Below are 22,000 nucleotides of genomic sequence, written 5' to 3'. Positions count from 1 at the left end.
GCGCGAGCCGGAGACATGCCGCCTTAGCTCAGTCGGCCAGAGCGATTCACTCGTAATGAATAGGTCAGGGGTTCGATTCCCCTAGGCGGCTCCGCAGGTCAGGCCCCATCCGAGAGTCTTCGGATGGGGCCTGATTCGTCTGCTGGGTGACAAAGTGAGTGTCCAAGCGGACGGGAAAAGTTCCACGGGTTCATCCGTTGGGCGGAACAACCGGCACGGCAGCCGGTGGTCGACTCGGCTGATGGTGGTGCGCGGTGTCGGATGGGCGGCCGGGTTGGTCGTCGGCAAGGTTGGCGAGCTGGTTGGTTCCGCGCGCTTCCTGGCGTGCCGCCGGGCTCGGGTTCGCCGCGAGAGCCACGCGGGTTCTCGCCGAGGAGCAGGTACTCAACCGCGAAGCTGTGGTGGCGGTCTTCGCGCGGCGCGGGCACCGACCGGACGTCATCGCGCGGGAACACCGGGCCGTGTACCGGAGCCTGGCTCGGCTGGCGATGACCTCCACGCGCCTCCAGTATCTCGGCGGATTCGTCGCCATCGTGACGGGGCTTGCGCTGTGGCTGGGCGTCCGAACCCACTTCGGCACCGTCTCGACGGTCCTGGCTGCCTATGGCGGCTTTCTTATCGTCGGCGACGGACGAGGTGTTCCTCCGCGGGGACACCAGGCCGTGCGGATGGTCCTGTGGGTCTGGCTCGTGGTCGCATTGCTCAGTGCCTTGGGCGAACTGAGCGCCGGGCGGACGTTGTTCGACCGCACGCTCGACCTCTTCTCCCGGATCGCGAAGAAGTGAGACCCACACGGCCGGAGGCTCCTCTCCCCGCGGGAAAGGAGCCTCCGGTCCGGGGGCTGCCTACTTCGGCGGCGTCAGCTTCACGACGGTGGCCTTGGCGTCGCCGCGGGGGGTTCGATAGGTGATCTCGTCGCCCGCCTTTGCGCCCACCAGGGCCAAGCCCAAGGGGCTGTCCGACGTGATTGCGTCCGCGTCCTCGCCCGGGACCGTCACCACCTGGAACGTCTCTTCGTCTCCGTCGGGGAAGCGGAGGGAGACCACCGTGCCGTCCGGGAGCTGGCTGTTGCCGTAGCCGCCGTGTTCCATCTTGGCCGCCAGGTCGGCGATCTGGCGGTCCAGCCGGGCCGCGGCCTCCGCCCGGTCGATCACGTCCGCCTGGTCCGCCGCGTCGCCGGTGCGTTCCTGCTCGCCGGGTTGCGGCGCGAGGGCCTCCCGCTGCGCGCGCAAGTTCGCGATTTCCTTCTCCAGCTGGCTGCGCGCAGCCGGGCTGAGCCCCTTGTCCCCTGAGATCACCATGCCGGGCATTGTCCGCTGCGCGGAGCGGGGTGGCCAATCCGGTTTTTCACCCGAACGCCGCCCACAGGACGTCTGCCCTAGGATTTCGGGTCCGGCGTCCAGTAAGAAGGTAACGAGAATCACCGTGAGCGCAGTCCCCGGCCGCAGCGAGAGGCTCTCGCCGAACCAGCTGGCCAAGCAGGAACAGATCGTCGAAGCCGCCCGGGTCGTGCTCGCCCGCGACGGGCTCGCCGGGTGCACCGTCCGGGCCATCGCCGACGCCGGCCCGCTCACCAAGAGCGCGATCCACTACTACTTCGCCGACATCGACGTCCTCATCGATCGGGCGATGGCGGCGCACATCACCGCCTTCGCCGCCGGCCTGCGCGAGGTCGCCGCGAAGCACGACGAACCCCGCGAGCGGCTCTTCGCCGTCCTCGAGGAGTACCTGAGCGTCTTCGCCGCGAACCCGAACGCCGCCTTCCTCTGGTTCGAGTACTGGATCGCCGCCGGGCGCGCGCAGCACCCGCAGGCCATCGACGTCATGCTCACCTCGCTCACCGAGCTGCTCGCCGAGCTCCTCGCCCCGCTCGACGTCGACGACCCGCGAGCGCGGGCCCGCGCGCTCCTGTCGTACCTGCTCGGCACGGTCGTCCAGCAGCGGGTGCGCCCTCGGCCGTTCGCCACGCTGCGTGCCGACATCGAGGCGCTCTGCTTCGCGAACTACGGGTAGAAACCACCAATAGATCCGTACTGCTCCGGATTGTGCCCTCCGTCCGGCTCCGGCCAAGGTCGAGGAACCCCCGAGAGCAGGAGACGTGATGCGCACACGAACGTGCATGGCAGCGGCCGCGGCCGTCCTCTTGGTCCTCACCACCGGCGGCCAGGCCGGTGCCGCCCAGCCCGACGGCCCGCAGGTGTACGAGGTGACCGGCGCCGCCACCGCCCAGCAGCGCACCGAGATCGCGCGGACCGGCGCGGACATCCTCGACGCCGACGGCGGGACGACCACGGTCATCGCCAACCCCGGCGAAGCCGCCCAGCTGCGCGCCCACGGCTTCGGTGTCCGGGCGCTCGGCAAGGTCGACCGGTCGCAGGGCGCGGCGGCCGCCGCGGACTTCCCGGCGGGCTACACCGGCTACCACACCTACGCGGAAACGCAGACCGAGCTGCAGAAGGCCGTCGCGAACTACCCGTCGCTCACGAAGCTCGGCAGCGCCGGCACCTCGTACGAAGGCCGGGCGCTCTCGCTGATCAAGATCAGCGACAACGCCGCCACCGACGAGAACGAGCCCGAGGTCCTCTTCACCTGCAACCAGCACGCGCGCGAGCACCTCACCACCGAGATGTGCCTGCACATCGTCGACCGGCTGACCAGCGGGTACGCCACGGACAGCGCGATCAAGCGGCTGGTCGACAGCACCGAGATCTGGGTGATCCCCAGCGTCAACCCGGACGGCTCCGAGTACGACATCTCCGGCGGCACGTTCCACAGCTGGCGCAAGAACCGCCAGGGCCCCGGCACCGACACCAACCGCAACTGGGGCTACAAGTGGGGCTGCTGCGGCGGCTCGTCGGGCTCGACGTCGAGCGAGACCTACCGCGGCACGGCGGCGTTCTCCGCGCCCGAGACCCGGGCGGTCTCGAACTGGGTGAACTCGCGGGTCGTCGGCGGCGTCCAGCAGATCAAGACGCACATCGACTTCCACACCTACTCCGAGCTGGTGCTCTGGCCGTTCGGCTACACCTACGCCGACACCGCGCCCGGGCTGAGCGCGGCCGAGGCGCAGAAGTTCCAGACGCTCGGCAAGCAGATGGCCGCGACCAACGGCTACACGCCGCAGCAGTCCAGCGACCTCTACATCACCGACGGCAGCGTCAACGACTGGATGTGGGCGCAGCACAAGATCTGGAGCTTCACCTTCGAGATGTACCCGAAGGGCAGCAGCCCGGGCTTCTACCCGCGCGACACCCAGATCGTGCCGCAGACCACCCGCAACGACCAGGCGGTCGACATCCTGATCAACGCCGCGATCTCCGGCTGACCCCCAGCAGCCGGTCGCGGCCCGCGGATGGGCCCCCTTCCCCGTTGGACCGGGGGAGGGGGCCTTCTCGGTCTAGGGTGCGGGCATGCCTCTGTTCTCGTTCGAAGGGCTCAGCCCGCAGGTCCACCCGGACGCCTGGATCGCCCCCACCGCCACCCTGATCGGCGACGTCGTCGTCGAGAAGGACGCCTCGGTCTGGTTCGGCGCGGTGATCCGGGCCGACTTCGGCCGGATCGTCATCCGGGAGGGCGCCAACATCCAGGACAACTCGGTGATCCACGTCAACGACGGCGTCTGCGAGGTCGGCAAGAACGTCACCGTGGGCCACCAGTGCCTGGTGCACGACTGCACGATCGGGGAGCAGGCGCTGATCGGCAACGGCTCGACCGTGCTCGACAAGGCGAAGATCGGCGCGCGGGCGCTGGTCGCGGCCGGAGCGACCGTGACGCCCGCGACGGAGGTGCCGGGCGAGGTCATCGCGATGGGCAGCCCGGCGAAGAAGTTCGTCCCGCTGACCGACTCCGCGCGGATGTGGGTCGAGCACAACGCGGCGATCTACCAGGAGCTGGCGCGGCGGCACCGCGCGGGCACAAAACCGGTTTGACCCTCCAGTAACTGGAGACTCTAGCTTCGGGGCATGGCTCCGAAGAAGAAGCTCACCCACCAGGTCACCCTGGAACTCACCGCGGGCAACGCCCCGGTCGTCGACCTCGGCAAGATGCTGGGGCAGACCGGGGTCAACCTGGTGGAGATCAAGAAGGCTTACGACGCCGCCACGGCGGCCCAGCGCGGCGACATCGTGCCGGTGGTCGTCTCGGTGTTCGAGGACCGCTCGTTCGCGCTCCGGCTCAAGACGCCCCCGACGTCGTTCCTCATCAAGAAGGCGCTGGGGGACAAGGGTTCCGCGCGTCCCGGGCACGAGGTCGCCGGCAAGCTCACCGAGGCCCAGCTTCGCGAGATCGCCGAACGCAAGCTGCCGGACCTCAACACCTCCGACATCGGGGCCGCGATGCGCACGATCGCGGGCACGGCCCGATCGATGGGAGTGGTCGTCGGCTGAGTGCATCGCGCTTCGAGCGTCGTGGACTACGCTTTACCGCGCAGCAGCGACTGGCGCCATCGAGGTGGAGCACCACCGGGAAGCGACGACGAGGCCGGCACCGCGCGCCTGGGTGAAGGCCACTCCAGAGCCGGAGTACGCCATGACACACCAGCCGAAACTGACCGCGCTCGCCGCCGCCGACCCCGCCATCGCCGGGCTCGTCGAGGACGAGGCCAAGCGGCAGCACGACAAGATCCGCCTGATCGCGTCGGAGAACTACGTCTCGCAGGCCGTGCTCGAAGCCACCGGGACCGTGCTCACCAACAAGTACTCCGAGGGCTACGCGGGCAAGCGGTACTACGAGGGCCAGCAGTTCGTCGACCAGGTCGAGCAGCTCGCCATCGAGCGGGCGAAGGCCGTGTTCGGCGCCGACCACGCGAACGTCCAGCCGTACTCCGGGTCGCCGGCGAACCTGGCCGTGTACCTGGCTTTTGCGCAGCCGGGTGACACCGTGCTCGGCATGGCGCTGCCCGACGGCGGCCACCTCACGCACGGCTGGAGCGTGTCCGCCACCGGCAAGTGGTTCAACCCGGTGCGCTACGGCGTCGCCAAGGAGACCGGCCGCGTCGACCTCGATCAGGTGCGCGACCTGGCCCGCCAGCACCGGCCGAAGCTGATCTTCGCCGGCGGCACGGCGATCCCGCGCACCATCGACTTCCCGGCGTTCGCCGAGATCGCCGCCGAGGTGGACGCGGTCCTCGTCGCCGACATCGCGCACATCGCCGGCCTGGTCGCGGGCGGTGCCCACCCGTCGCCGGTCGGGCACGCGCAGGTGATCACGACGACCACGCACAAGACCCTGCGCGGCCCGCGCGGCGCGATGATCCTTTCCGACGCCGACCACGCGAAGGCGGTCGACAAGGCGGTGTTCCCCGGTCTGCAGGGTGGCCCGCACAACCACACGACGGCCGCGATCGCCGTCGCGCTCGGCGAGGCGCAGCGCCCGGACTTCAGCGAGTACGCGCACACGATCGTCGCCAACGCGAAGGCGCTCGCGGACGCCCTCCTGGCGAAGGGGTACGACCTGGTGTCCGGCGGCACGGACAACCACCTGCTGCTGATCGACCTGACGAACAAGGCGGTCGCGGGCAAGTCGGCCGCGCAGGCCCTCGACCGCGCGGGCATCGAGCTGAACTACAACACGGTCCCGTTCGACCCGCGCAAGCCGTTCGACCCGTCCGGCATCCGCCTCGGCACGTCCGCGATCACCACCCGCGGTCTCAAGCCGGAGCACCAGCCGCAGGTGGCGGGAGTGGATCGACCGCACGATCACCGCGGCCGCCGTGCACGACGAGTCCTCCCTGGACGCGATCGCCGCGGAGATCCGCGAGTTCCTGGCGCCGTTCCCGATCCCGGGCTACTCCGCCTGACGCTCCTCCCCGAGGGCGGCACTTTCCCGTGAAGGTGCCGCCCTCGGCATGCCCGAGACGGGCGTCACAAATTATTTGGTTGCACGCTACAACCTTCCCGGGGAATACTTGGCTCAGGCAAGTAGTTGAGAGGTACAAGCAACTACGCGGAGACTTCCCGAGGGAGACCACCATGAGCGACCCCACCACGGCGGAAGGAGCAGCCGCTACGAACGGCAAACTGACTCACCGCCAGATCCTGACCGTCCTGTCCGGGCTGATGCTCGGCATGTTCCTCGCCGCGCTCGACCAGACCATCGTGTCGAGCTCGATGCGCACCATCGCCGACGAGCTGCACGGCCTGTCCCTGCAGGCCTGGGCCACCACGGCGTACCTGATCACCGCCACGCTCTCCACGCCGCTGTACGGCAAGCTGTCCGACCTCTACGGCCGCAAGCCCATGTACCTGACGGCGATCTCGCTGTTCCTGGTCGGCTCGCTGGCCAGCGGCATGGCGACGTCGATGTACGAGCTCGCCGCGTTCCGCGCCTTCCAGGGCCTCGGTGCCGGTGGCCTGATGTCGCTGGCGCTGGCGATCATCACCGACATCACCGCGCCGCGCGAGCGCAGCAAGTACCAGGGCTACTTCATGGCCGTCTTCGGCATCTCGAGCGTCGCCGGGCCGGTCGTCGGCGGGTTCTTCGCCGGTATCGACACCTTCGCCGGCATCACCGGCTGGCGCTGGGTCTTCCTGGTCAACGTCCCGATCGCGCTCGCCGCGCTGGTCGTCGTCACCAAGGTGCTGAACCTCCCGCACACCCGCGTCGAGCAGAAGGTCGACTACTGGGGTGCCGTGGCGCTGGCCACCGGCCTGGTGCCGCTGCTGATCGTCGCCGAGCAGGGCCGTGAGTGGGGCTGGGGTTCCGCCGCTTCGATCGCCATGTACGTCGTCGGCGCGCTGGGCGTGACCGCCTTCGTCTGGATCGAACGCCGGATGGGTGACGCCGCCCTGCTGCCGCTGCGCCTGTTCAACCGGTCGGTGTTCCGGATGTCGACGATCGTTACGGTCGTGCAGGGCGCCGGGATGTTCGGCGCGATGATGTCGCTGCCGCTGTACCTGCAGATCGTCAAGGGCGCGACGCCGACCCAGGCCGGCCTGCAGATGCTCCCGCTGACCCTCGGCATCATGGTCGCCAGCCTGACCAGCGGCCGGATCATCGCGGCCACCGGCCGGTACAAGATGTTCGCGGTGGCCGGCATCGGCCTGATGGCGGCGGCGCTGTTCGCGCTGTCGACGATCACCGTCGACACCTCGCTGGCCCTGGTCATGGTGATCGCCTTCGTGATCGGGCTCGGCCTCGGCGCCTCGATGCAGACGCTGGTGCTGGCCGCGACCAACGACGTCCGCCCGCAGGACATCGGCGTCGCCACCTCGGCGGCGACGTTCTTCCGGCAGATCGGCGGCACGGCGGGCACCGCGGTGTTCCTGTCGATCCTGTTCGGCACGGTCGGCGACCGGATCGCGAACGCCATCCGCTCGGCGATGACCACGCCGGCCTACACGGCGGCGCTGGCGCAGCACCCGGAGTTCGCCAAGCAGATGCAGGGCGGCCTCGACGTCAACGACACGTCGTTCCTGTCGACGCTCGACCCGACGCTGGCCCGGCCGATCCTGCAGGGCTTCGCCGAGTCCATGAGCACGGTGTTCCTGGTCGGCGGGATCGTGCTGACCGTGGGCTTCGCGCTGGTGTGGTTCCTCAAGGAGAAGCCGCTGTCGGACAAGTCGGCCATGGAGCAGCGCGCCGAAGCCGAAGCGGACGCGCCGGCACTCGCCCTGGCGCACTGAACGGCGAAAAGGCCCCTCGGGAAGCTTCCCGAGGGGCCTTTTCGCGTGCGGCGTCAGTGACCGCCGTTGGCCTCTTCCTTCGCCAGGCGGTCGGTCTCGCGCTCGTAGGACCGGGCGATCTCCGCCTCGGCCTCGCTGCGGCCGACCCAGGTCGAGCCTTCGACGCTCTTGCCGGGCTCGAGGTCCTTGTAGACCTCGAAGAAGTGCTGGATCTCCAGCTTGTGGAACTCGTTCAGGTGGTGGATGTCCCGCAGGTGCTCCAGGCGCGGGTCGTTCGTCGGGACCGCGAGGACCTTGTCGTCCGGGCCCTTCTCGTCGGTCATCCGGAACATGCCGATCGCGCGGCAGCGGATCAGGCAGCCCGGGAACGTCGGCTCCTGCACGAGGACGAGCACGTCGAGCGGGTCGCCGTCCTGGCCGAGGGTGTCGTCGATGAACCCGTAGTCGGCCGGGTACTGCGTGGCCGTGAACAGGGTCCGGTCCAGCTTGATGCGGCCGGTCTTGTGGTCGACCTCGTACTTGTTGCGCTCCCCTTTGGGGATTTCGATCGTGACGTCGAACTCCACGCCGTCCTCGCTACTTCTTTGTTGGATCCGGGCACCACAGTCGTGGGCGGCAACCTTCATGACTGTCTTGACGTCTCCTAGTGTGGACTACGCCCTGCCGGGGGGCCGCATCGATGTCGGCCACGCGGCATGTGAGCTTGGCCCCTCCCGGGGCAGGTGAGAAGGAGTGGTGGGTGCCGGAAAACGACCAGCCGATGTGGCCTTCGTCGGACGAAGACCGCTCGTCGTCCGGCGCGCGGGAGACCACTCCGATGGCCCTGCCGGACCCGCCGGAGAGCGCGAAGGACGGCCCCGGCGTGCCCAAGGTCACAGGCAGTGACGCGCCGAAGGGATCGTGGTTCGCGCCGAACGTGCCGCCCGAGCCGATCCCCGGCCTCAACGCCCCGGCCGAGGAGCCGCCGCCCCCGCCGTCCCCGGCCAAGCAGGACCTCGCCGACCGGCTGGGCAGCCGCGAGCCGAAGAAGCAGCCGTCCGTCCCGCAGCCGCCGGCCGGGAAGCCCGCCGAGAGCACCCAGTACATCCGGGTCGAACAGTCCGAGCTCGCCGCGCCGGCCGCAGCTCCTTCGGACGGCGAGAGCACCCAGTACGTCGAGCAGCCCGAGCCGAAGCCCGCCGAGCCGAAGCCCGCCGGGGAGAGCACCCAGTACATCGAGGTCAAGCCGTCCGGGCCGGTGCCCGTGGTGCCGGTCGAGCGCCACGTCCCGCCCCGGGAGGAGCCGAAACCGGAGGAGCCACAGCAGCAGTGGCGTGAGGAGCTGCAGCACTGGCGCGAGGAGCAGCAGCGCCGTGAAGAGCAGCTGAGCCGCGCGGCCGCGCAGCGTCAGGAAAAGCAGCAGGAGGCCCAGCAGCCCGCCGCGCCCTGGAGCCAGCGCATCGAGCTGCGCGAGGACCGCGCCGGCGACCGGCCTGCCGAACCGGGCGAGCGCCGTCCCGCGCTGCCGCCGGAGCCGCCGCGCGGGGTGGTGCCCTCGGCGTCCGCCGGCTCGCTGGCCCGCCCGCAGCGGATCGAGCCGGACGGGCAGCGGTTCGACGCCGAGGCGACCGTCGGGATCGAGCGGCCCACCCAGTTCCCCGGCGTCTTCCAGCAGCAGCCCCAGCAGCGCACCGAACCGTCCCGCGCCGCCCAGCCGCCCGCCGAACCCCCGGTGCCCGCCGAGCCGGCCTCCGCCGCCGAGCCGCCGAAGAAGAAGCGGCGCAAGGGCAAGATCATCGCGCTCGTCGTGGTCGTCCTCCTGCTGCTGGCCGGCGGCGGGATCGCCGCGGCGATGCCGAAGGTGGCGAACCGGCTGGCCCTGCCGTGGGCGCCGAACGCGCCCAAGGGCGACCCGCCGTCGCCGTCCGCGGCCACGCGGCAGCTGCAGGGGCCGGCCACGTCCGGGACGGCGCCGACCGCGAACGGCGTCAAGTCCGCCCTGGCCCCCGCGGCGGGCAACGGCGCGCTCGGGCAGCTCACCGGCAGCGTGATCGACCCGGTGACCGGGACCGTGCTGTGGGACCACAGCTCGTCGACGCCGGTGACACCCGCCTCGACGACGAAGGTGCTGACGTCCGCGGCCGCGCTGCTCTCGCTGGACCACAACCTGCGCCTGTCGACCAAGATCGTGCAGGGCGCGGACCCCGGCACGGTGATCCTGGTCGGCGGCGGCGACACCACCCTCACCAACCTGCCGCTGGGCACCGACTCCCCGCTGTACCCGGGCGCCGCGCACGTCGACGACCTCGTCGCGCAGGTCAAGAAGGCGGTGCCGGGCGTGAAGAAGGTGCAGGCCGACCTGACGCTGTTCAAGGGGGCGACGACCGCTCCCGGCTGGGAGGCGGGCGACGCACCGTCGACGTACGCGACGCAGATGGCGCCGGTGATGGCCGACGGCGGCCGCATCAACCCCAAGGACAACAACTCGCAGCGCACGGCGAACGCGGGCAGCGCGCTCGCCGGGACGATCGCCTCGAAGCTGGGGGCTTCGGCGGGCGGCTCGGCGACCGCGCCCAAGGACGCGAAGGTGGTCGCCGAGGTCAAGTCGGCCCCGCTGACCGAGCTGGTGTCCGACCTGATGGAGCTGTCCGACGACGTCCTCGCCGAGGCGATCGCCCGGCAGGTCGCGCTCGCGAACGGCGAGGAAGCCAGCTTCGCCGGCGGCGCCAAGGCGACCCTCAAGGTGCTGAAGGACAACGGCTTCGACGTCTCCGGCGTCGCGCTGTCCGACGGCAGCGGCATCTCGTCGCAGAACCGCATCCCGGCCCGGCTGCTGACCCAGCTCCTGGCGGCCGCGGCGGCGCCGGAGGGCAAGAACCCGGGCACGGCGAAGCTGCGCCCGGTGCTGGCCGGCCTCCCGGTCGCGGGTGGCTCGGGCACCCTGGCCGACAAGCGGTTCGACACCCCGGCGTCGCAGGACGGCCGCGGCTGGGTGCGCGCCAAGACGGGCACGCTCACCGCGGTGAACACCCTCGCCGGGCTGGTCCTCGACCAGGACGGCCGGGTGCTCGTGTTCGCCTTCATGTCCAACGGCTCCGACACCGAACCCGGCCGCGACGCGATCGACGCCCTCGCGACCAGCCTCCGCAAGTGCGGCTGCGCCTAGCGGACGCCGAACCGTACGAAGATCGTGGCCGGAAACCCCGCGGCGGGCAGGTAGCGTCGGAAGGGTGAGTCAGGAAACGCAGACCCGGCCCATGGTCGACTGGGCGATCGCCGCGCAGACCGGCGCGCTGCTGGTGCGCGGCGGCCCGCAGGTGCCGCGGGAACGGGCCGAGGAAGCCGTCACCGACCTGCGCGAGCTGACCGTCGAGGCCGAGGGGCACGTCCGGCAGCTGACGAACCTGGGGCTCGACCTGCCGCTGCTGCCCGGCGAGGTCGTCGACCGCCCGGGCTGGGTCCGGTCGGCCGCGGCCGGGCTGGACGCGCTGACCGGGCGGGCGCTGCCGCAGCAGGGCGGGCCGCTCGGGCCGATCCTGGCCGGCGGCGCCGGTGTCCAGACCGGGCTGGTGCTCGCGTTCCTGGCCAGCCGCGTGCTCGGTCAGTACGACCCCTTCGGCGGCCCGGACAAGGAAGGCCGGCTGCTGCTGGTGGCGCCGAACGTCGTCGCCGCCGAGCAGGCGATGGACGTGCCGGGCCGCGACTTCCGGCTCTGGGTCTGCCTGCACGAGTGCACCCACCGGCTCCAGTTCACCGCGGTCAAGTGGCTGCGCGACTACTTCGCCGACGAGGTCGAGCGGCTCGTCTCCGGCCTCGCGGGCGGCGGCACTGACAGCCTGTCCGACCTGGTCGGCCGGCTGCCGGAGGCGATCAAGCAGGGGCCGAAGCTGAACCTCGCGGAGCTGCTCCAGTCGCCCAGGGAGCGCGCGGTCTTCGACCGGCTGCTGGCGCTCTCGACGCTGCTGGAAGGGCACGCCGACTACGTGATGGACGCCGTCGGCCCGCAGGTCGTGCCGAGCGTCGACAAGATCCGCGCGCGGTTCACCGCCCGCCGCAAGGGCGGCGGCGTCTTCGACCGGCTGTTGCGCGCGCTGCTCGGCGTCGACGCGAAGATCCGCCAGTACGAAGAAGGCGCGAAGTTCACCAAGCACGTCGTGGACGCCGTCGGCATGGACGGCTTCAACGCCGTCTGGCGGTCGCCGAACACCCTGCCGTCGCGCGCCGAGATCTCCGACCCGGCGGCGTGGGTCCGGCGCCTGCACGGATGACCGGGACGGCGGTCGCGGCCGTCCGCCGGGCCGTTCGCGCCTTCCTGGAGACGGTCGAAGCGCCGCCCGAGCTGTGCGTCGCGGTCTCCGGCGGCGCCGACTCCCTCGCGCTGGCCGAGGCGGCGGCCCACGTCGGGCACCACCGCGGGCACGTCGTCCGCGCGCTGGTCGTCGACCACGGCCTGCAGGACGGCTCGGCGAAGATCGCGCGCGATGCGGCCGCCGCGGCGAAGGCCTTGGGCGTCGACGAAGCCGAGGTGCGCGAGGTCGACGTCACCGGCGCGGGCGGCCCGGAAGCCGCTGCGCGCAAGGCCCGCTACCGCGCCCTCGCCGGGCACGGCCTGGTGCTGCTCGGCCACACCCTGGACGACCAGGCCGAAACGGTCCTGCTCGGGCTCGGCCGCGGCTCCGGCGCGCGCAGCGTCGCCGGGATGCGGCCGCACGACCCGCCGTGGGGGCGGCCGCTGCTCGCCGTCACCCGGGCGACCACCCGGGCCGCGTGCGCCGAGCTCGGCGTCGAGCCGTGGGACGACCCGCACAACGCCGAGCCGCGCTTCACCCGCGTCCGGCTGCGCACCGAAGTCCTGCCGCTACTGGAAGACGTCCTCAACGGCGGGGTGGCCGCCGCGCTCGCCCGCACGGCCGCGCAGCTGCGGGAGGACAACGAGGCGTTGGACACACTGGCGGAGGTGATCTTCACCCGCGCGGGCGGCCCCGATGGGCTGGATGTGGGCGTCCTCGCGGTCGAGCCCGCGGCCCTCCGGCGGCGGGTTCTCCGCAGGTGGCTGCTGGCCTCGGGCGTGCGCGAACTCACCGACGCGCACCTGCGCGCGGTCGACGCGCTGGTCGCCCGGTGGCGTGGTCAGGGCGGCGTGTGGTTGCCGGGCAACTTGGAAGCGCGCCGGTGCCGTGGCAGGCTCAGCGTCGTCTCCCAACCCACCACCCGAGGGGAATGACCCGTGTACGAGGGCGAAATCGCCTCCGTGCTCGTCACCGAGCAGCAGATCAAGGACAAGATCGCGGAGCTGTCGGAGCAGATCGCCGCCGACTATCCGGCCAACGGGCAGGGCGAACTCCTGCTGGTGGGCGTCCTGAAGGGCGCGGTCATGTTCATGACCGACTTCGCCCGCGCGCTGCCGCTGCCGACGCAGCTGGAATTCATGGCCGTGTCTTCGTACGGATCGGCGACGTCGTCGTCCGGCGTCGTCCGCATCCTCAAGGACCTCGACCGCGACATCGCGGGCCGGGACGTCCTGATCGTCGAGGACATCGTCGACTCCGGCCTGACGCTGTCATGGCTGCTGAAGAACCTCGCCAGCCGCAACCCCGCGTCGCTCGAGGTCGTTTCGCTGCTGCGCAAGCCGGAAGCGGTCAAGGTGGACGTGCCGGTGAAGTACATCGGCTTCGACATCCCCAACGAGTTCGTCGTCGGCTACGGCCTCGACTACGCCGAGCGGTACCGGGACCTGCCCTACATCGGCACCCTGGACCCGAAGGTCTACACCTCGTAGCCGACCGGGGAGTTCACCGACCGTTCAGCGCAATTACCGGATCCGCGGAACCCCGGGCACGAAGTTTGCGTCATAGGCTCTGATCACGTGCGTTAACCTATGCGAAGACCAATCGTGCCCGCGGTGACCGGGTCGGGGGAACGGGAGAGAGTGCAGATGGCGAACAGCAGCGCTGCCGACGCGAACGCCTTCAAGGCCGCGGCCGCGGCGGGTCAGGTCGGGATCGACCCCGACGCCGCGCAAGCCGTGCTGAACAAGATCCGCACCGGCAAGGACGCGGTCGAGGCCCTGCTCGCCGGCGCGGGCACGCTCGCGCAGCCGCCGAAGCTCGGGGACAACCCGGTCGGCCACGCGATGGCCGCGAAGTTCGTCCAGCGCGCGGACGGCGGTGGCGACTCCTACGCCGCCGCGCTGCAGAACCTGCTCCAGCAGTACTCCGACGCCGAAGAGGGCATCGTCACGGCGATGGCCCGCTACCACGAGATCGACCAGGCCGCGGCCGACCCGTTCCGCAACGTCTGAGTCCAGAGGGGGATTTCGAAGTCATGGCTCCGAACCAAAGCGACCAGCCGTCGAAGACCGACCCGGGCTCGCTCGTCCCGCTCGGCGACAACTCGGCGTCGCAGAACATCGTCGAAAACGCCCGCGGCCGGTCCGATGGCTTCGACGTCGGCGACGACCGCGCGATCGCCAACCCGCCGAACTGGAACGCCCAGAACAGCGACCAGCTCTGGCACGCCGCGAACGACAACAACGAGCCCGGCACGGCCACCGACACCGGGCACGCCTGGGCACACCACGGCAACGAGCTGAAGCAGGCGTCCGACCACCTGTACAACGCGATCGCCGAGCTCGGCAACGCCTGGGTCGGCAAGGGGGCCGCGGGCGCCCAGGGTGCGCTGGTGGCCATCGCCAACTCCGGCTCGCAGGCCTCCGAGGCCGCGCACACGATGTCCGACCGGCTCGCCCGGCAGTCCGCGGCGGCGGCGGCGGTCAAGCAGATGCCGAAGGCGGTGGAGTTCGACCCGCAGACGGCCATGACGCTGGCGCTGGGCGGCGGCCCCGCGGCGCTGACCGACGACCAGAAGGTGCAGTACGACGCGGCCAACAACGTCAAGGCGCAGCAGGTCGCGATGTTCAACGCCTACACGCAGGCGATGAGCGAGATCGACAGCACGACCCCGAGCTTCGGCCCGGAGTCGCTCGGCATGAAGCCGACCGCGACGCACAACTCCATGTCGATCAACGCGGTCAACAACGTCGGCAGCGCGGGCTCGGTCGACGCCCTGCCCGGCGCGGCCGACGCGATCTTCGCCTCCGGCGGCGCGGGCTTCGGCGGCCACAGCGGCGCGTTCGGCGCGCAGCACGCCGGGGTGGTCGGCCCGAACGGCGTCCACGGCGGGGTGGCGGGTGCGGGCTTCGGCCCGGACGCGGCCACGCTCGGCAGCGACGGCGCCGGCGGCACGGCGGCCGGCGCGGGTACCGCCACCGGCGCGGGCCACGTCGGCGCGGGCGCCGGGCAGCAGGGCGGCAGCAACCCGCTCGGCAAGATCGGCATGGGCCTCGGTCTCGGCGGTGCCGCCGGCGGCCTCGGTGCGCTGGCTTCCCGCGCGCTGGGCAAGGGCAGCAAGTCCGGCGCGAAGTCCGAAAACGACACGACCCTGGCGTCGGCCGATGGCCAGGGCCAGAGCGCCGCGTCGGCCCAGGCGCCGCAGCAGGGTCTCGTCTCTTCCGCGGGCACCATCGGCGGGCAGACCCCGCCGCCGATGAACCCGGCGGGCATGGGCGGCATGGCCCCGCAGACCGCTCAGGGCGAGCAGGACGAGGAGCACACGCACGCGTCCTTCCTCATCGAGGCGGACCCGGACGAGGCCTTCGGCGCGAACCAGGCGACCCCGCCGCCGGTCATCGGCTGGTCCGGGGACGACGAAGACCGCTGATCCTTTCGGGCCGGGCGCGCCGGCGGCGTGCCCGGCCCGGCTTCTCTTGGGGGTGGCTCGATGCCGAAAGCTGAGCTGCTCACCCCGGTCGAGGTGGACTTCCTGTGGGAGTCCGCCGGGCTGGGCGAGCTGCCGTACCCGCTGCGCATCCGTTCGCACGGCGCGACCGTCGACGAGCGGTCGATGCTGCGCCGCCGCACGCTTGAAGGTCTCACCGCGCGCGGGCTCGCCGACGGCCGCGGCCGGCCCGAGCCGCACGTCGAGGACTACTCCGGCGTGCTGGCGAGCCCCGAACTGAGCCTGGACGCCGTCCAGCTGATCGCCCCGGAGGCCCAGCCGCTGCTCGCGGTCGCCGGCGTGCTGGGCGGCCAGGGCCTGCTGGCCGTGCAGGACACCCGCGGCCTGCACCTGCAGCCGTGCCCGGCCGACGGGCTCGCCAGCGCGATCGTCTCGCTGCTCCCCGGTGGCCCGCGCGGCACGGAGAAGTCGATCACGGTGCCGAAGGAGCAGCTGACCGGCGACTTCCGGCGCGGTGGCAGCGGCGACGAGCGCGCGTCGGCCGACGAGGACCGCAAGGCGCTGGCCCGGCTGCTGGCCCAGCCGCGGCTGCGCGGCGGCCAGATCGGCGCCAACGCCCGCAGCAGGCTGGGCGGGCGCACCCGCACGCCGGTACTGGGCTGGTTCGACACCGAGACCGGCCGCTACCTGACCCAGGCCACCCGCGGCCGCGACGGCCGGGACTGGATCACGATCGCCCCCGCCGACGCCGCCACGCTGCGCCACCGCCTCGGCGAAATGCTCGCCGGAGCCGCGGCGGCGACCAGCTCGGTCTGAGCTCTGGGAGGATCGGTCTTCGGACGTGCCCAGCCTGCCCCGGAACCATCCGGTTTTGTCGGGGGTGCGGGCTACGCTGAGCAAGAGTCCGATCCGGGAGAGTGATGATGCAAGAGTTCTTCTCGCCGATGGCGTTCGACTTCCTCTGGGAGTCGGCGCGGGTCGGGGAGCTGCCGTACCCGCTGATCGTCCGGTCGCACGGCGCGACCGAGAACGAGCGCGTGTCGCTGCGTCACCGCATCGACGTCGAGCTGAAGGCGCGCGGCATCCGCGAGCCACGCGGCAGGCTCGCGCCGCCGATCGAGGACGCCCTGCACCTGCTGGCCTTCGCGCCGCTGACCATCGACGCGCTGCACATCCCGCAGTTCGAGGCCCCGACGGTCGGCGTCATCGCGGCGGCCGACGAGACCAAGGGCGTGCTCGCGATCCAGAACGCCGACGGGATCTGGCTGCGGGACGTTCCGCCGGACGGCCTGGTGTCGGCCGTCGTCGGGGTGCTGCCCGCGGGGCCGCGCGGCAGCGAGGCGTCGGTCACACTCCCGCTGGACGACGCCCTGCGCACCGCGCCGATCCGGGTGCCGGTGCCCCTGCCGTCGTCGCCGGGTGAGGAAGAAGACAAACGCCGCGGCAAGGCGCGCCGGGTGCCGCTGAGCGAACGCTTGGCGGCCGACCCGCGCGAGGCCTACGGCCGCATCGCCGGGCAGCCCCGGCTGCGCGGCGGTCAGCTGGCAGCGAACAGCCGTTCGCAGGTCGGGGCCAAGCAACGGTCCCGCGTGCTGGCCTGGTTCGACACCGCGACCGGGCGGTATCTAAGCCTCTCCCGCGCTGGTACGGACGGGCGCGAGTGGGTCACCGTGGCCCCGGCGGACTCGAAGACGCTGCGCACCCGGCTGGGCGAGATGGTGAACAGTGTGTCGGACAGCACGCGCTAGCGTGACCGGCGTGGAACACCCGCGGGAACCTGGGCGCGGTATCGCCCGTTGACCTGCGAGAGGCTCACAGGGGATGAACGCGGCAGCGGGCGGTACCCTGATGGGCAGGTGTCCAGGCACCACGGGTTGTCAAGATCGTGATGGCGGGTATCACAGGAGCCGCCCAACCAGGGAGGGTCGAGGCCACCAGGGCCGAGTCGTATGAACCGGAAGAGCGTGCTCAGGAACCCACTGCTGTGGATCGTCGCGGGGTTGCTGGCGTTGTTCGCGTACAACACGATCTTCGACAGTGATCGTGGGTACACCCAGGCACCCATCTCGGTGGCGAACTCCCAGATCACCTCGAACAACGTCAAGGAAGCCAGCCTCGAGGACAAGGAACAGCAGCTCAAGCTGCTGCTGGCCAAGCCGATCGACGTCGACGGGCAGCAGGTCACCCAGATCATTTCGCAGTACCCCTCGGACGCCACCCGCCCGATCTACGACTCGTTGATCGCGGCGAAGGCGGGCGGCCAGCCGATCAAGTTCACCACCAAGGTGACCCAGCAGGGCGTGCTGACGCAGATCCTCATCTTCGCCATCCCGCTGGCCCTCGTCCTGGGCCTGCTGATGTGGATGATGAACAACGCGCAGGGTGGTGGCAACCGCGTCCTCAACTTCGGCAAGTCCAAGGCCAAGCAGCTGAACAAGGACATGCCCAAGACGACCTTCGGGGACGTCGCGGGGGCCGACGAGGCCGTCGAAGAGCTGTACGAGATCAAGGACTTCCTGCAGAACCCGGCGCGCTACCAGGCGCTCGGCGCGAAGATCCCGAAGGGCGTCCTGCTCTACGGGCCGCCGGGTACCGGCAAGACGCTGCTCGCGCGAGCCGTCGCCGGCGAGGCGGGCGTGCCGTTCTACACGATCTCCGGCTCGGACTTCGTCGAGATGTTCGTCGGTGTCGGTGCCTCGCGCGTGCGTGACCTGTTCGAGCAGGCCAAGCAGAACGCGCCGTGCATCATCTTCGTCGACGAGATCGACGCGGTCGGCCGCCAGCGCGGCGCCGGCCTCGGCGGCGGGCACGACGAGCGCGAGCAGACGCTGAACCAGCTGCTCGTCGAGATGGACGGCTTCGACGCTCGCGGCGGCATCATCCTGATCGCGGCCACCAACCGGCCGGACATCCTCGACCCGGCGCTGCTGCGCCCGGGCCGGTTCGACCGGCAGATCCCGGTGTCCGCGCCCGACCTGCGCGGCCGCAAGGCGATCCTCGAGGTGCACGCCAAGGGCAAGCCGATCGCCCAGGGCACCGACCTGACCAGCCTGGCCAAGCGGACCGTCGGGATGTCCGGCGCCGACCTGGCGAACGTGCTGAACGAGGCCGCGCTGCTCACCGCCCGCCAGAACGGGCACGTGATCACCGACGCGGCGCTGGAGGAGTCGGTCGACCGCGTCGTCGGTGGCCCCGCCCGCAAGAGCCGGATCATCTCCGAGAAGGAGAAGAAGATCACGGCCTACCACGAGGGCGGGCACGCGCTCGCCGCGTGGGCGATGCCGGACATCGAACCGGTCTACAAGCTGACCATCCTGCCGCGCGGCCGCACGGGCGGGCACGCGCTGCTCGTCCCCGAGGACGACAAGGACCTGATGACCCGCTCCGAGATGATCGGGCGGCTGGTCTTCGCGATGGGTGGCCGCACGGCGGAGGAGCTCGTCTTCCACGAGCCCACCACCGGCGCGTCGTCCGACATCGAGCAGGCGACGAAGATCGCCCGCGCGATGGTCACCGAGTACGGCATGAGCGCCCGGCTCGGCGCGGTCAAGTACGGCCAGGAGCAGGGCGACCCGTTCCTCGGCCGGTCGGCCGGGCGGCAGGCGGACTACTCGCTGGAAGTGGCGCACGAGATCGACGAGGAGGTGCGCAAGCTCATCGAGACGGCGCACACCGAGGCGTGGCACGTGCTCAACACCTACCGCGACGTGCTCGACGAGCTGGTCATCGAGCTCCTGGAGAAGGAGACGCTGACCCGCAAGGACCTGGAGCGGATCTTCGCGACGGTCGAGAAGCGCCCGCACATCACCGTGTTCAACGAGTTCGGTGAGCGGACGCCGTCGGACAAGCCGCCGATCAAGACCCCGGGCGAGCTGGCGATGGAGCGCGGCGAGCCGTGGCCGCCGCCGGAGAAGGAGAAGCCGGTCCTGAAGCCGGAGCCGACCCCGGTCGGCACCGCCCCGGGCGCGGGCGACCTGCCGGGCGGGCCGCCGTACCCGTCGCCGTCGCCGGTCGACCCCAACGCGAACCCGTACGCCCCACCGCAGCCGGGCGCCTACCCGAACGGCGGCCGTCCCTACGGCGGCCCGAACGGTGGCCCCAACGGCACGTCCCACTGGCCGCAGGCCTACGGCGGCCAGCAGCCGGGTGGTCCGGCCGGCCAGAGCGGCCCGCCGAACTACGGTGCCCCTCCGGGCTGGACGCCCGCGACCTCGCCGGGCGGTCAGCCTGGCCAGTCGTGGCGGCCCGGTGGTGAAGAACGCCCTCGTGAGCACGGCTGGTTCGCCGATCAGGCGGGCAACCAGCAGAACGAGGGAGAGCGTCGTGACGTGGATGGACCAGAAAAGCCGCAGTGACGCCGACCGCCCGGTCTTCGACCACGACCGGGCGGAGAAGGCGATCCGCGAGCTCTTGCTGGCGTGTGGAGAGAACCCGGAGCGGGACGGTCTCAAGGACACTCCCGCCCGGGTGGCCCGCGCGTACCAGGAGATGTTCGCGGGGCTCTACACCGAGCCGGACTCGGTGCTGGACAAGACGTTCGACGAGTCCCACGAAGAGCTGGTGCTGGTCACGGACATCCCGATGTTCAGCCAGTGTGAACACCACCTGGTGCCCTTCCACGGCGTCGCGCACGTCGGGTACATCCCGAACGCCGCAGGGAAGGTCACCGGGCTGTCCAAACTGGCCCGGCTGGTCGACCTCTACGCCAAGCGGCCCCAGGTCCAGGAGCGGCTGACGTCCCAGGTCGCCGACGCCATCGTGCGGAAGCTGGAGCCGCGCGGGGTCATCGTCGTGATCGAGGCCGAGCACCTCTGCATGGCCATGCGCGGCATCCGCAAGCCCGGTGCCCGCACCACCACCTCCGCCGTGCGGGGCCAGCTGAAGACTTCGCCGTCTTCGCGGGCGGAGGCGCTGGATCTCATCAAGGCGCGCCGGTGAACGTGGGGCTTCCCACGCCCGGGCGGTGCGTCGTGATGGGCGTGCTGAACGTGACGCCCGATTCCTTTTCGGACGGTGGCCGCTACCTCGGGCTCGACCAGGCGCTGGAGCACGCCCGCGAGATGTGGGCCCGCGGCGCCGACCTGATCGACGTCGGCGGCGAATCGACGCGGCCCGGGGCGTCCAGGGTGGACGCCGAGACCGAACTGCAGCGCGTGCTCCCGGTGATCAAGACGCTCGCCGCCGAAGGGGTGGCGCTGTCGGTCGACACCACCCGGGCCGCGGTGGCCGCGGCGGCGCTCGAAGCCGGCGCGCACGTCATCAACGACGTCTCCGGCGGGCTGGCCGATCCGGACATGGCGCGCGTCGCGGCCGAGGCCGGTGTGCCGTGGGTGCTGATGCACTGGCGCGGGCACAGCAAGGACATGCAGGCGCTCGCCGAGTACCGGGACGTCGTGGCGGACGTGCGGGCCGAGCTGCTGTCCAGAGTGGACGCGGCGCTGGCGGCCGGCGTGGCCGAAAGCGCCGTCGTGCTGGACCCGGGGCTCGGTTTCGCGAAGAACGCCGAGCACGACTGGGCGTTGCTGCGCGGGCTGGACTCGTTGCTCTCGCTCGGTTTCCCGGTGCTCGTGGGCGCCTCGCGCAAGAGGTTCCTCGGCCGCCTGCTGTCCGAAAAGGACGGGACACCGCGCCCGCCGGACGGCCGGGAGGACGCCACCGCCGCGATCTCCGCGCTCGCCGCGGCGGCCGGCGCGTGGGGCGTGCGCGTGCACGAGGTCGGGGCTTCGCTGGACGCGGTCGCGGTGGCCGCCGCGTGGAGGACGGATGGCTGACCGGATCACGCTGACCGGCCTGCGCGTGTTCGGGCGCCACGGCGTGTTCGAGCACGAGAAGCGGGACGGCCAGGAGTTCGTCGTCGACGTCACGGTGTGGCTGGACCTCGGGCCGGCCGCCGCGTCGGACGACCTGACCAAGACGTTGCACTACGGCGAGCTGGCCGAGCTGGCGGCCGGGATCGTCGCGGGTGCGCCGTACGACCTCATCGAGAGCGTCGCGGGCAAGATCGCCGACGAGGTCATGCGCGACGAGCGCCTGAGCGCGGTCGAGGTGACGGTGCACAAGCCGTCGGCACCGATCCCGCTGACGTTCGACGACGTGGCCGTCACGGTCCGGCGCGACCGGTGAGCCGCGCGGTGCTCTCGCTCGGGTCGAACCTGGGCGATCGGCTGGGGTTCCTCCGGTCGGCACTGGACGCCGTCCGGCCGGCGCTGGTCGCGGTGTCGAGCGTGTACGAGACCAAGGCCTGGGGCGTGGCGGACCAGCCGGACTTCCTCAACGCGGTCTGCGTGGTCGACGACCCGGCCCGCGACCACTGGGCGTGGCTGCGCACGGGCCAGGCCGCCGAGCGGGCGGCGGGCCGGGTCCGCGAGCTGCGCTGGGGCCCGCGAACGCTGGACGTCGACGTCGTCACGGTCGACGGCGTGACGTCGGACGACCCGGAGCTGCTGCTGCCGCACCCGGGCACGCCGGACCGCGCGAGCGTCTTGGTGCCCTGGGTGGAGATCGACCCGGACGCGGTCCTGCCGGGCCACGGCCCGATCGCGCAGCTGCTGCGGGCCCGCCCGGCGGACGAGGTGGCCACGGTCCGCCGGACGGACCTCGAACTGAGCTGAAACCGATTCACATCGGCGGATCGAGCTTCTTCGTTACGGTCCGTTTCCGGG

21 protein-coding genes, 1 tRNA gene and 1 pseudogene are annotated in these 22,000 nt (G+C 71.4%); 21 read left to right on the top strand and 2 right to left on the bottom strand.

Annotated elements, in window-relative coordinates; translation table 11 throughout:
- Window positions 1-17 precede the first annotated feature (17 nt).
- Window positions 18-91, top strand: a tRNA-Thr gene (locus tag ACWEGE_RS18525).
- Between the two features lie 211 nt (window positions 92-302).
- Window positions 303-785, top strand: a complete 483-nt coding sequence (locus tag ACWEGE_RS18520; RefSeq protein WP_449661668.1) for a hypothetical protein — start codon at window positions 303-305, stop codon at window positions 783-785.
- 60 nt (window positions 786-845) lie between these two features.
- Here ACWEGE_RS18520 and ACWEGE_RS18515 read toward each other — a convergent pair whose 3' ends face one another.
- Window positions 846-1,301, bottom strand: a complete 456-nt coding sequence (locus ACWEGE_RS18515; RefSeq protein ID WP_033261743.1) for a GreA/GreB family elongation factor — start codon at window positions 1,299-1,301, stop codon at window positions 846-848.
- A gap of 124 nt (window positions 1,302-1,425) precedes the next feature.
- On the opposite strand from ACWEGE_RS18515, the gene ACWEGE_RS18510 reads away from it, so the two are divergent.
- The 6 genes and pseudogenes from ACWEGE_RS18510 to ACWEGE_RS18485 all read left to right on the top strand — a co-directional run bounded on the left by ACWEGE_RS18510 (window position 1,426) and on the right by ACWEGE_RS18485 (window position 7,622).
- Entirely contained in the window at window positions 1,426-2,013 is a 588-nt protein-coding gene (locus ACWEGE_RS18510; RefSeq protein WP_013230483.1) for a TetR/AcrR family transcriptional regulator, read from the top strand.
- 106 nt (window positions 2,014-2,119) lie between these two features.
- Window positions 2,120-3,325: a M14 family metallopeptidase gene (locus ACWEGE_RS18505; RefSeq protein WP_449661754.1), complete on the top strand. Its 1,206-nt coding sequence runs from the start codon at window positions 2,120-2,122 to the stop codon at window positions 3,323-3,325.
- An 85-nt stretch (window positions 3,326-3,410) separates the two neighbouring features.
- Window positions 3,411-3,929 (top strand): gamma carbonic anhydrase family protein, encoded by a 519-nt coding sequence (locus ACWEGE_RS18500; RefSeq protein ID WP_449661667.1) that lies wholly within the window; start codon window positions 3,411-3,413, stop codon window positions 3,927-3,929.
- Between the two features lie 33 nt (window positions 3,930-3,962).
- Window positions 3,963-4,385: an uL11 family ribosomal protein gene (locus ACWEGE_RS18495; RefSeq protein WP_449661666.1), complete on the top strand. Its 423-nt coding sequence runs from the start codon at window positions 3,963-3,965 to the stop codon at window positions 4,383-4,385.
- A 142-nt stretch (window positions 4,386-4,527) separates the two neighbouring features.
- A pseudogene (locus ACWEGE_RS18490) lies at window positions 4,528-5,797 on the top strand (serine hydroxymethyltransferase).
- 172 nt (window positions 5,798-5,969) lie between these two features.
- Window positions 5,970-7,622 carry an MDR family MFS transporter gene (locus ACWEGE_RS18485; protein WP_449661665.1) on the top strand — a complete coding sequence of 551 codons (1,653 nt, stop codon included), beginning with the start codon at window positions 5,970-5,972 and terminating at the stop codon, window positions 7,620-7,622.
- A 53-nt stretch (window positions 7,623-7,675) separates the two neighbouring features.
- Here the strand turns inward: ACWEGE_RS18485 and ACWEGE_RS18480 are convergent, their stop codons facing one another.
- Window positions 7,676-8,188, bottom strand: a complete 513-nt coding sequence (locus tag ACWEGE_RS18480) for an inorganic diphosphatase (RefSeq protein WP_449661664.1) — start codon at window positions 8,186-8,188, stop codon at window positions 7,676-7,678.
- Window positions 8,189-8,361: 173 nt separating this feature from the next.
- On the opposite strand from ACWEGE_RS18480, the gene dacB reads away from it, so the two are divergent.
- The 13 genes from dacB (at window position 8,362) to folK (ending at window position 21,949) form a co-directional block, all read left to right on the top strand.
- On the top strand, window positions 8,362-10,767 hold the full coding sequence (gene dacB / locus ACWEGE_RS18475) for a D-alanyl-D-alanine carboxypeptidase/D-alanyl-D-alanine endopeptidase (protein WP_449661663.1): 2,406 nt from the start codon (window positions 8,362-8,364) through the stop codon (window positions 10,765-10,767).
- Window positions 10,768-10,858: 91 nt separating this feature from the next.
- Window positions 10,859-11,869, top strand: coding sequence for a zinc-dependent metalloprotease (locus ACWEGE_RS18470; protein WP_449661753.1), 1,011 nt, complete (start codon window positions 10,859-10,861; stop codon window positions 11,867-11,869).
- A complete protein-coding gene (gene tilS, locus ACWEGE_RS18465; protein ID WP_449661662.1) occupies window positions 11,866-12,825 on the top strand; it encodes a tRNA lysidine(34) synthetase TilS in 960 nt (319 codons plus the stop codon). The genes ACWEGE_RS18470 and tilS overlap by 4 nt, the downstream gene beginning before the upstream one ends.
- A 3-nt stretch (window positions 12,826-12,828) precedes the next feature.
- Window positions 12,829-13,380: a hypoxanthine phosphoribosyltransferase gene (gene hpt, locus ACWEGE_RS18460; RefSeq protein ID WP_125308269.1), complete on the top strand. Its 552-nt coding sequence runs from the start codon at window positions 12,829-12,831 to the stop codon at window positions 13,378-13,380.
- 156 nt (window positions 13,381-13,536) lie between these two features.
- Window positions 13,537-13,902 carry a hypothetical protein gene (locus ACWEGE_RS18455; protein WP_449661661.1) on the top strand — a complete coding sequence of 122 codons (366 nt, stop codon included), beginning with the start codon at window positions 13,537-13,539 and terminating at the stop codon, window positions 13,900-13,902.
- A gap of 23 nt (window positions 13,903-13,925) precedes the next feature.
- A complete protein-coding gene (locus ACWEGE_RS18450) occupies window positions 13,926-15,320 on the top strand; it encodes a hypothetical protein (protein WP_449661660.1) in 1,395 nt (464 codons plus the stop codon).
- Between the two features lie 60 nt (window positions 15,321-15,380).
- The gene (locus ACWEGE_RS18445; protein ID WP_449661659.1) at window positions 15,381-16,154 is read left to right on the top strand and encodes an ESX secretion-associated protein EspG; all 774 of its coding nucleotides are present in this window, start codon (window positions 15,381-15,383) and stop codon (window positions 16,152-16,154) included.
- Window positions 16,155-16,258: 104 nt separating this feature from the next.
- Window positions 16,259-17,086, top strand: a complete 828-nt coding sequence (locus ACWEGE_RS18440) for an ESX secretion-associated protein EspG (protein ID WP_449661658.1) — start codon at window positions 16,259-16,261, stop codon at window positions 17,084-17,086.
- Window positions 17,087-17,287: 201 nt separating this feature from the next.
- Window positions 17,288-19,693 (top strand): ATP-dependent zinc metalloprotease FtsH, encoded by a 2,406-nt coding sequence (ftsH, locus tag ACWEGE_RS18435; RefSeq protein WP_449661657.1) that lies wholly within the window; start codon window positions 17,288-17,290, stop codon window positions 19,691-19,693.
- Window positions 19,671-20,276 carry a GTP cyclohydrolase I FolE gene (gene folE / locus ACWEGE_RS18430; protein ID WP_449661752.1) on the top strand — a complete coding sequence of 202 codons (606 nt, stop codon included), beginning with the start codon at window positions 19,671-19,673 and terminating at the stop codon, window positions 20,274-20,276. Before ftsH ends, folE begins: the two co-directional genes overlap by 23 nt.
- Before the next feature lie 35 nt (window positions 20,277-20,311).
- Window positions 20,312-21,109 carry a dihydropteroate synthase gene (gene folP / locus ACWEGE_RS18425; RefSeq protein ID WP_449661656.1) on the top strand — a complete coding sequence of 266 codons (798 nt, stop codon included), beginning with the start codon at window positions 20,312-20,314 and terminating at the stop codon, window positions 21,107-21,109.
- Window positions 21,102-21,461 carry a dihydroneopterin aldolase gene (gene folB, locus ACWEGE_RS18420; RefSeq protein ID WP_449661655.1) on the top strand — a complete coding sequence of 120 codons (360 nt, stop codon included), beginning with the start codon at window positions 21,102-21,104 and terminating at the stop codon, window positions 21,459-21,461. The genes folP and folB overlap by 8 nt, the downstream gene beginning before the upstream one ends.
- Window positions 21,458-21,949 carry a 2-amino-4-hydroxy-6-hydroxymethyldihydropteridine diphosphokinase gene (folK, locus tag ACWEGE_RS18415; protein WP_449661654.1) on the top strand — a complete coding sequence of 164 codons (492 nt, stop codon included), beginning with the start codon at window positions 21,458-21,460 and terminating at the stop codon, window positions 21,947-21,949. The genes folB and folK overlap by 4 nt, the downstream gene beginning before the upstream one ends.
- Window positions 21,950-22,000 lie beyond the last annotated feature (51 nt).

The organism is Amycolatopsis sp. NPDC004747 (genome assembly GCF_053601335.1).
The sequence above is the reverse complement of the archived record's forward strand: the minus strand, read 5'-3'. Positions and strand labels throughout refer to the sequence as shown.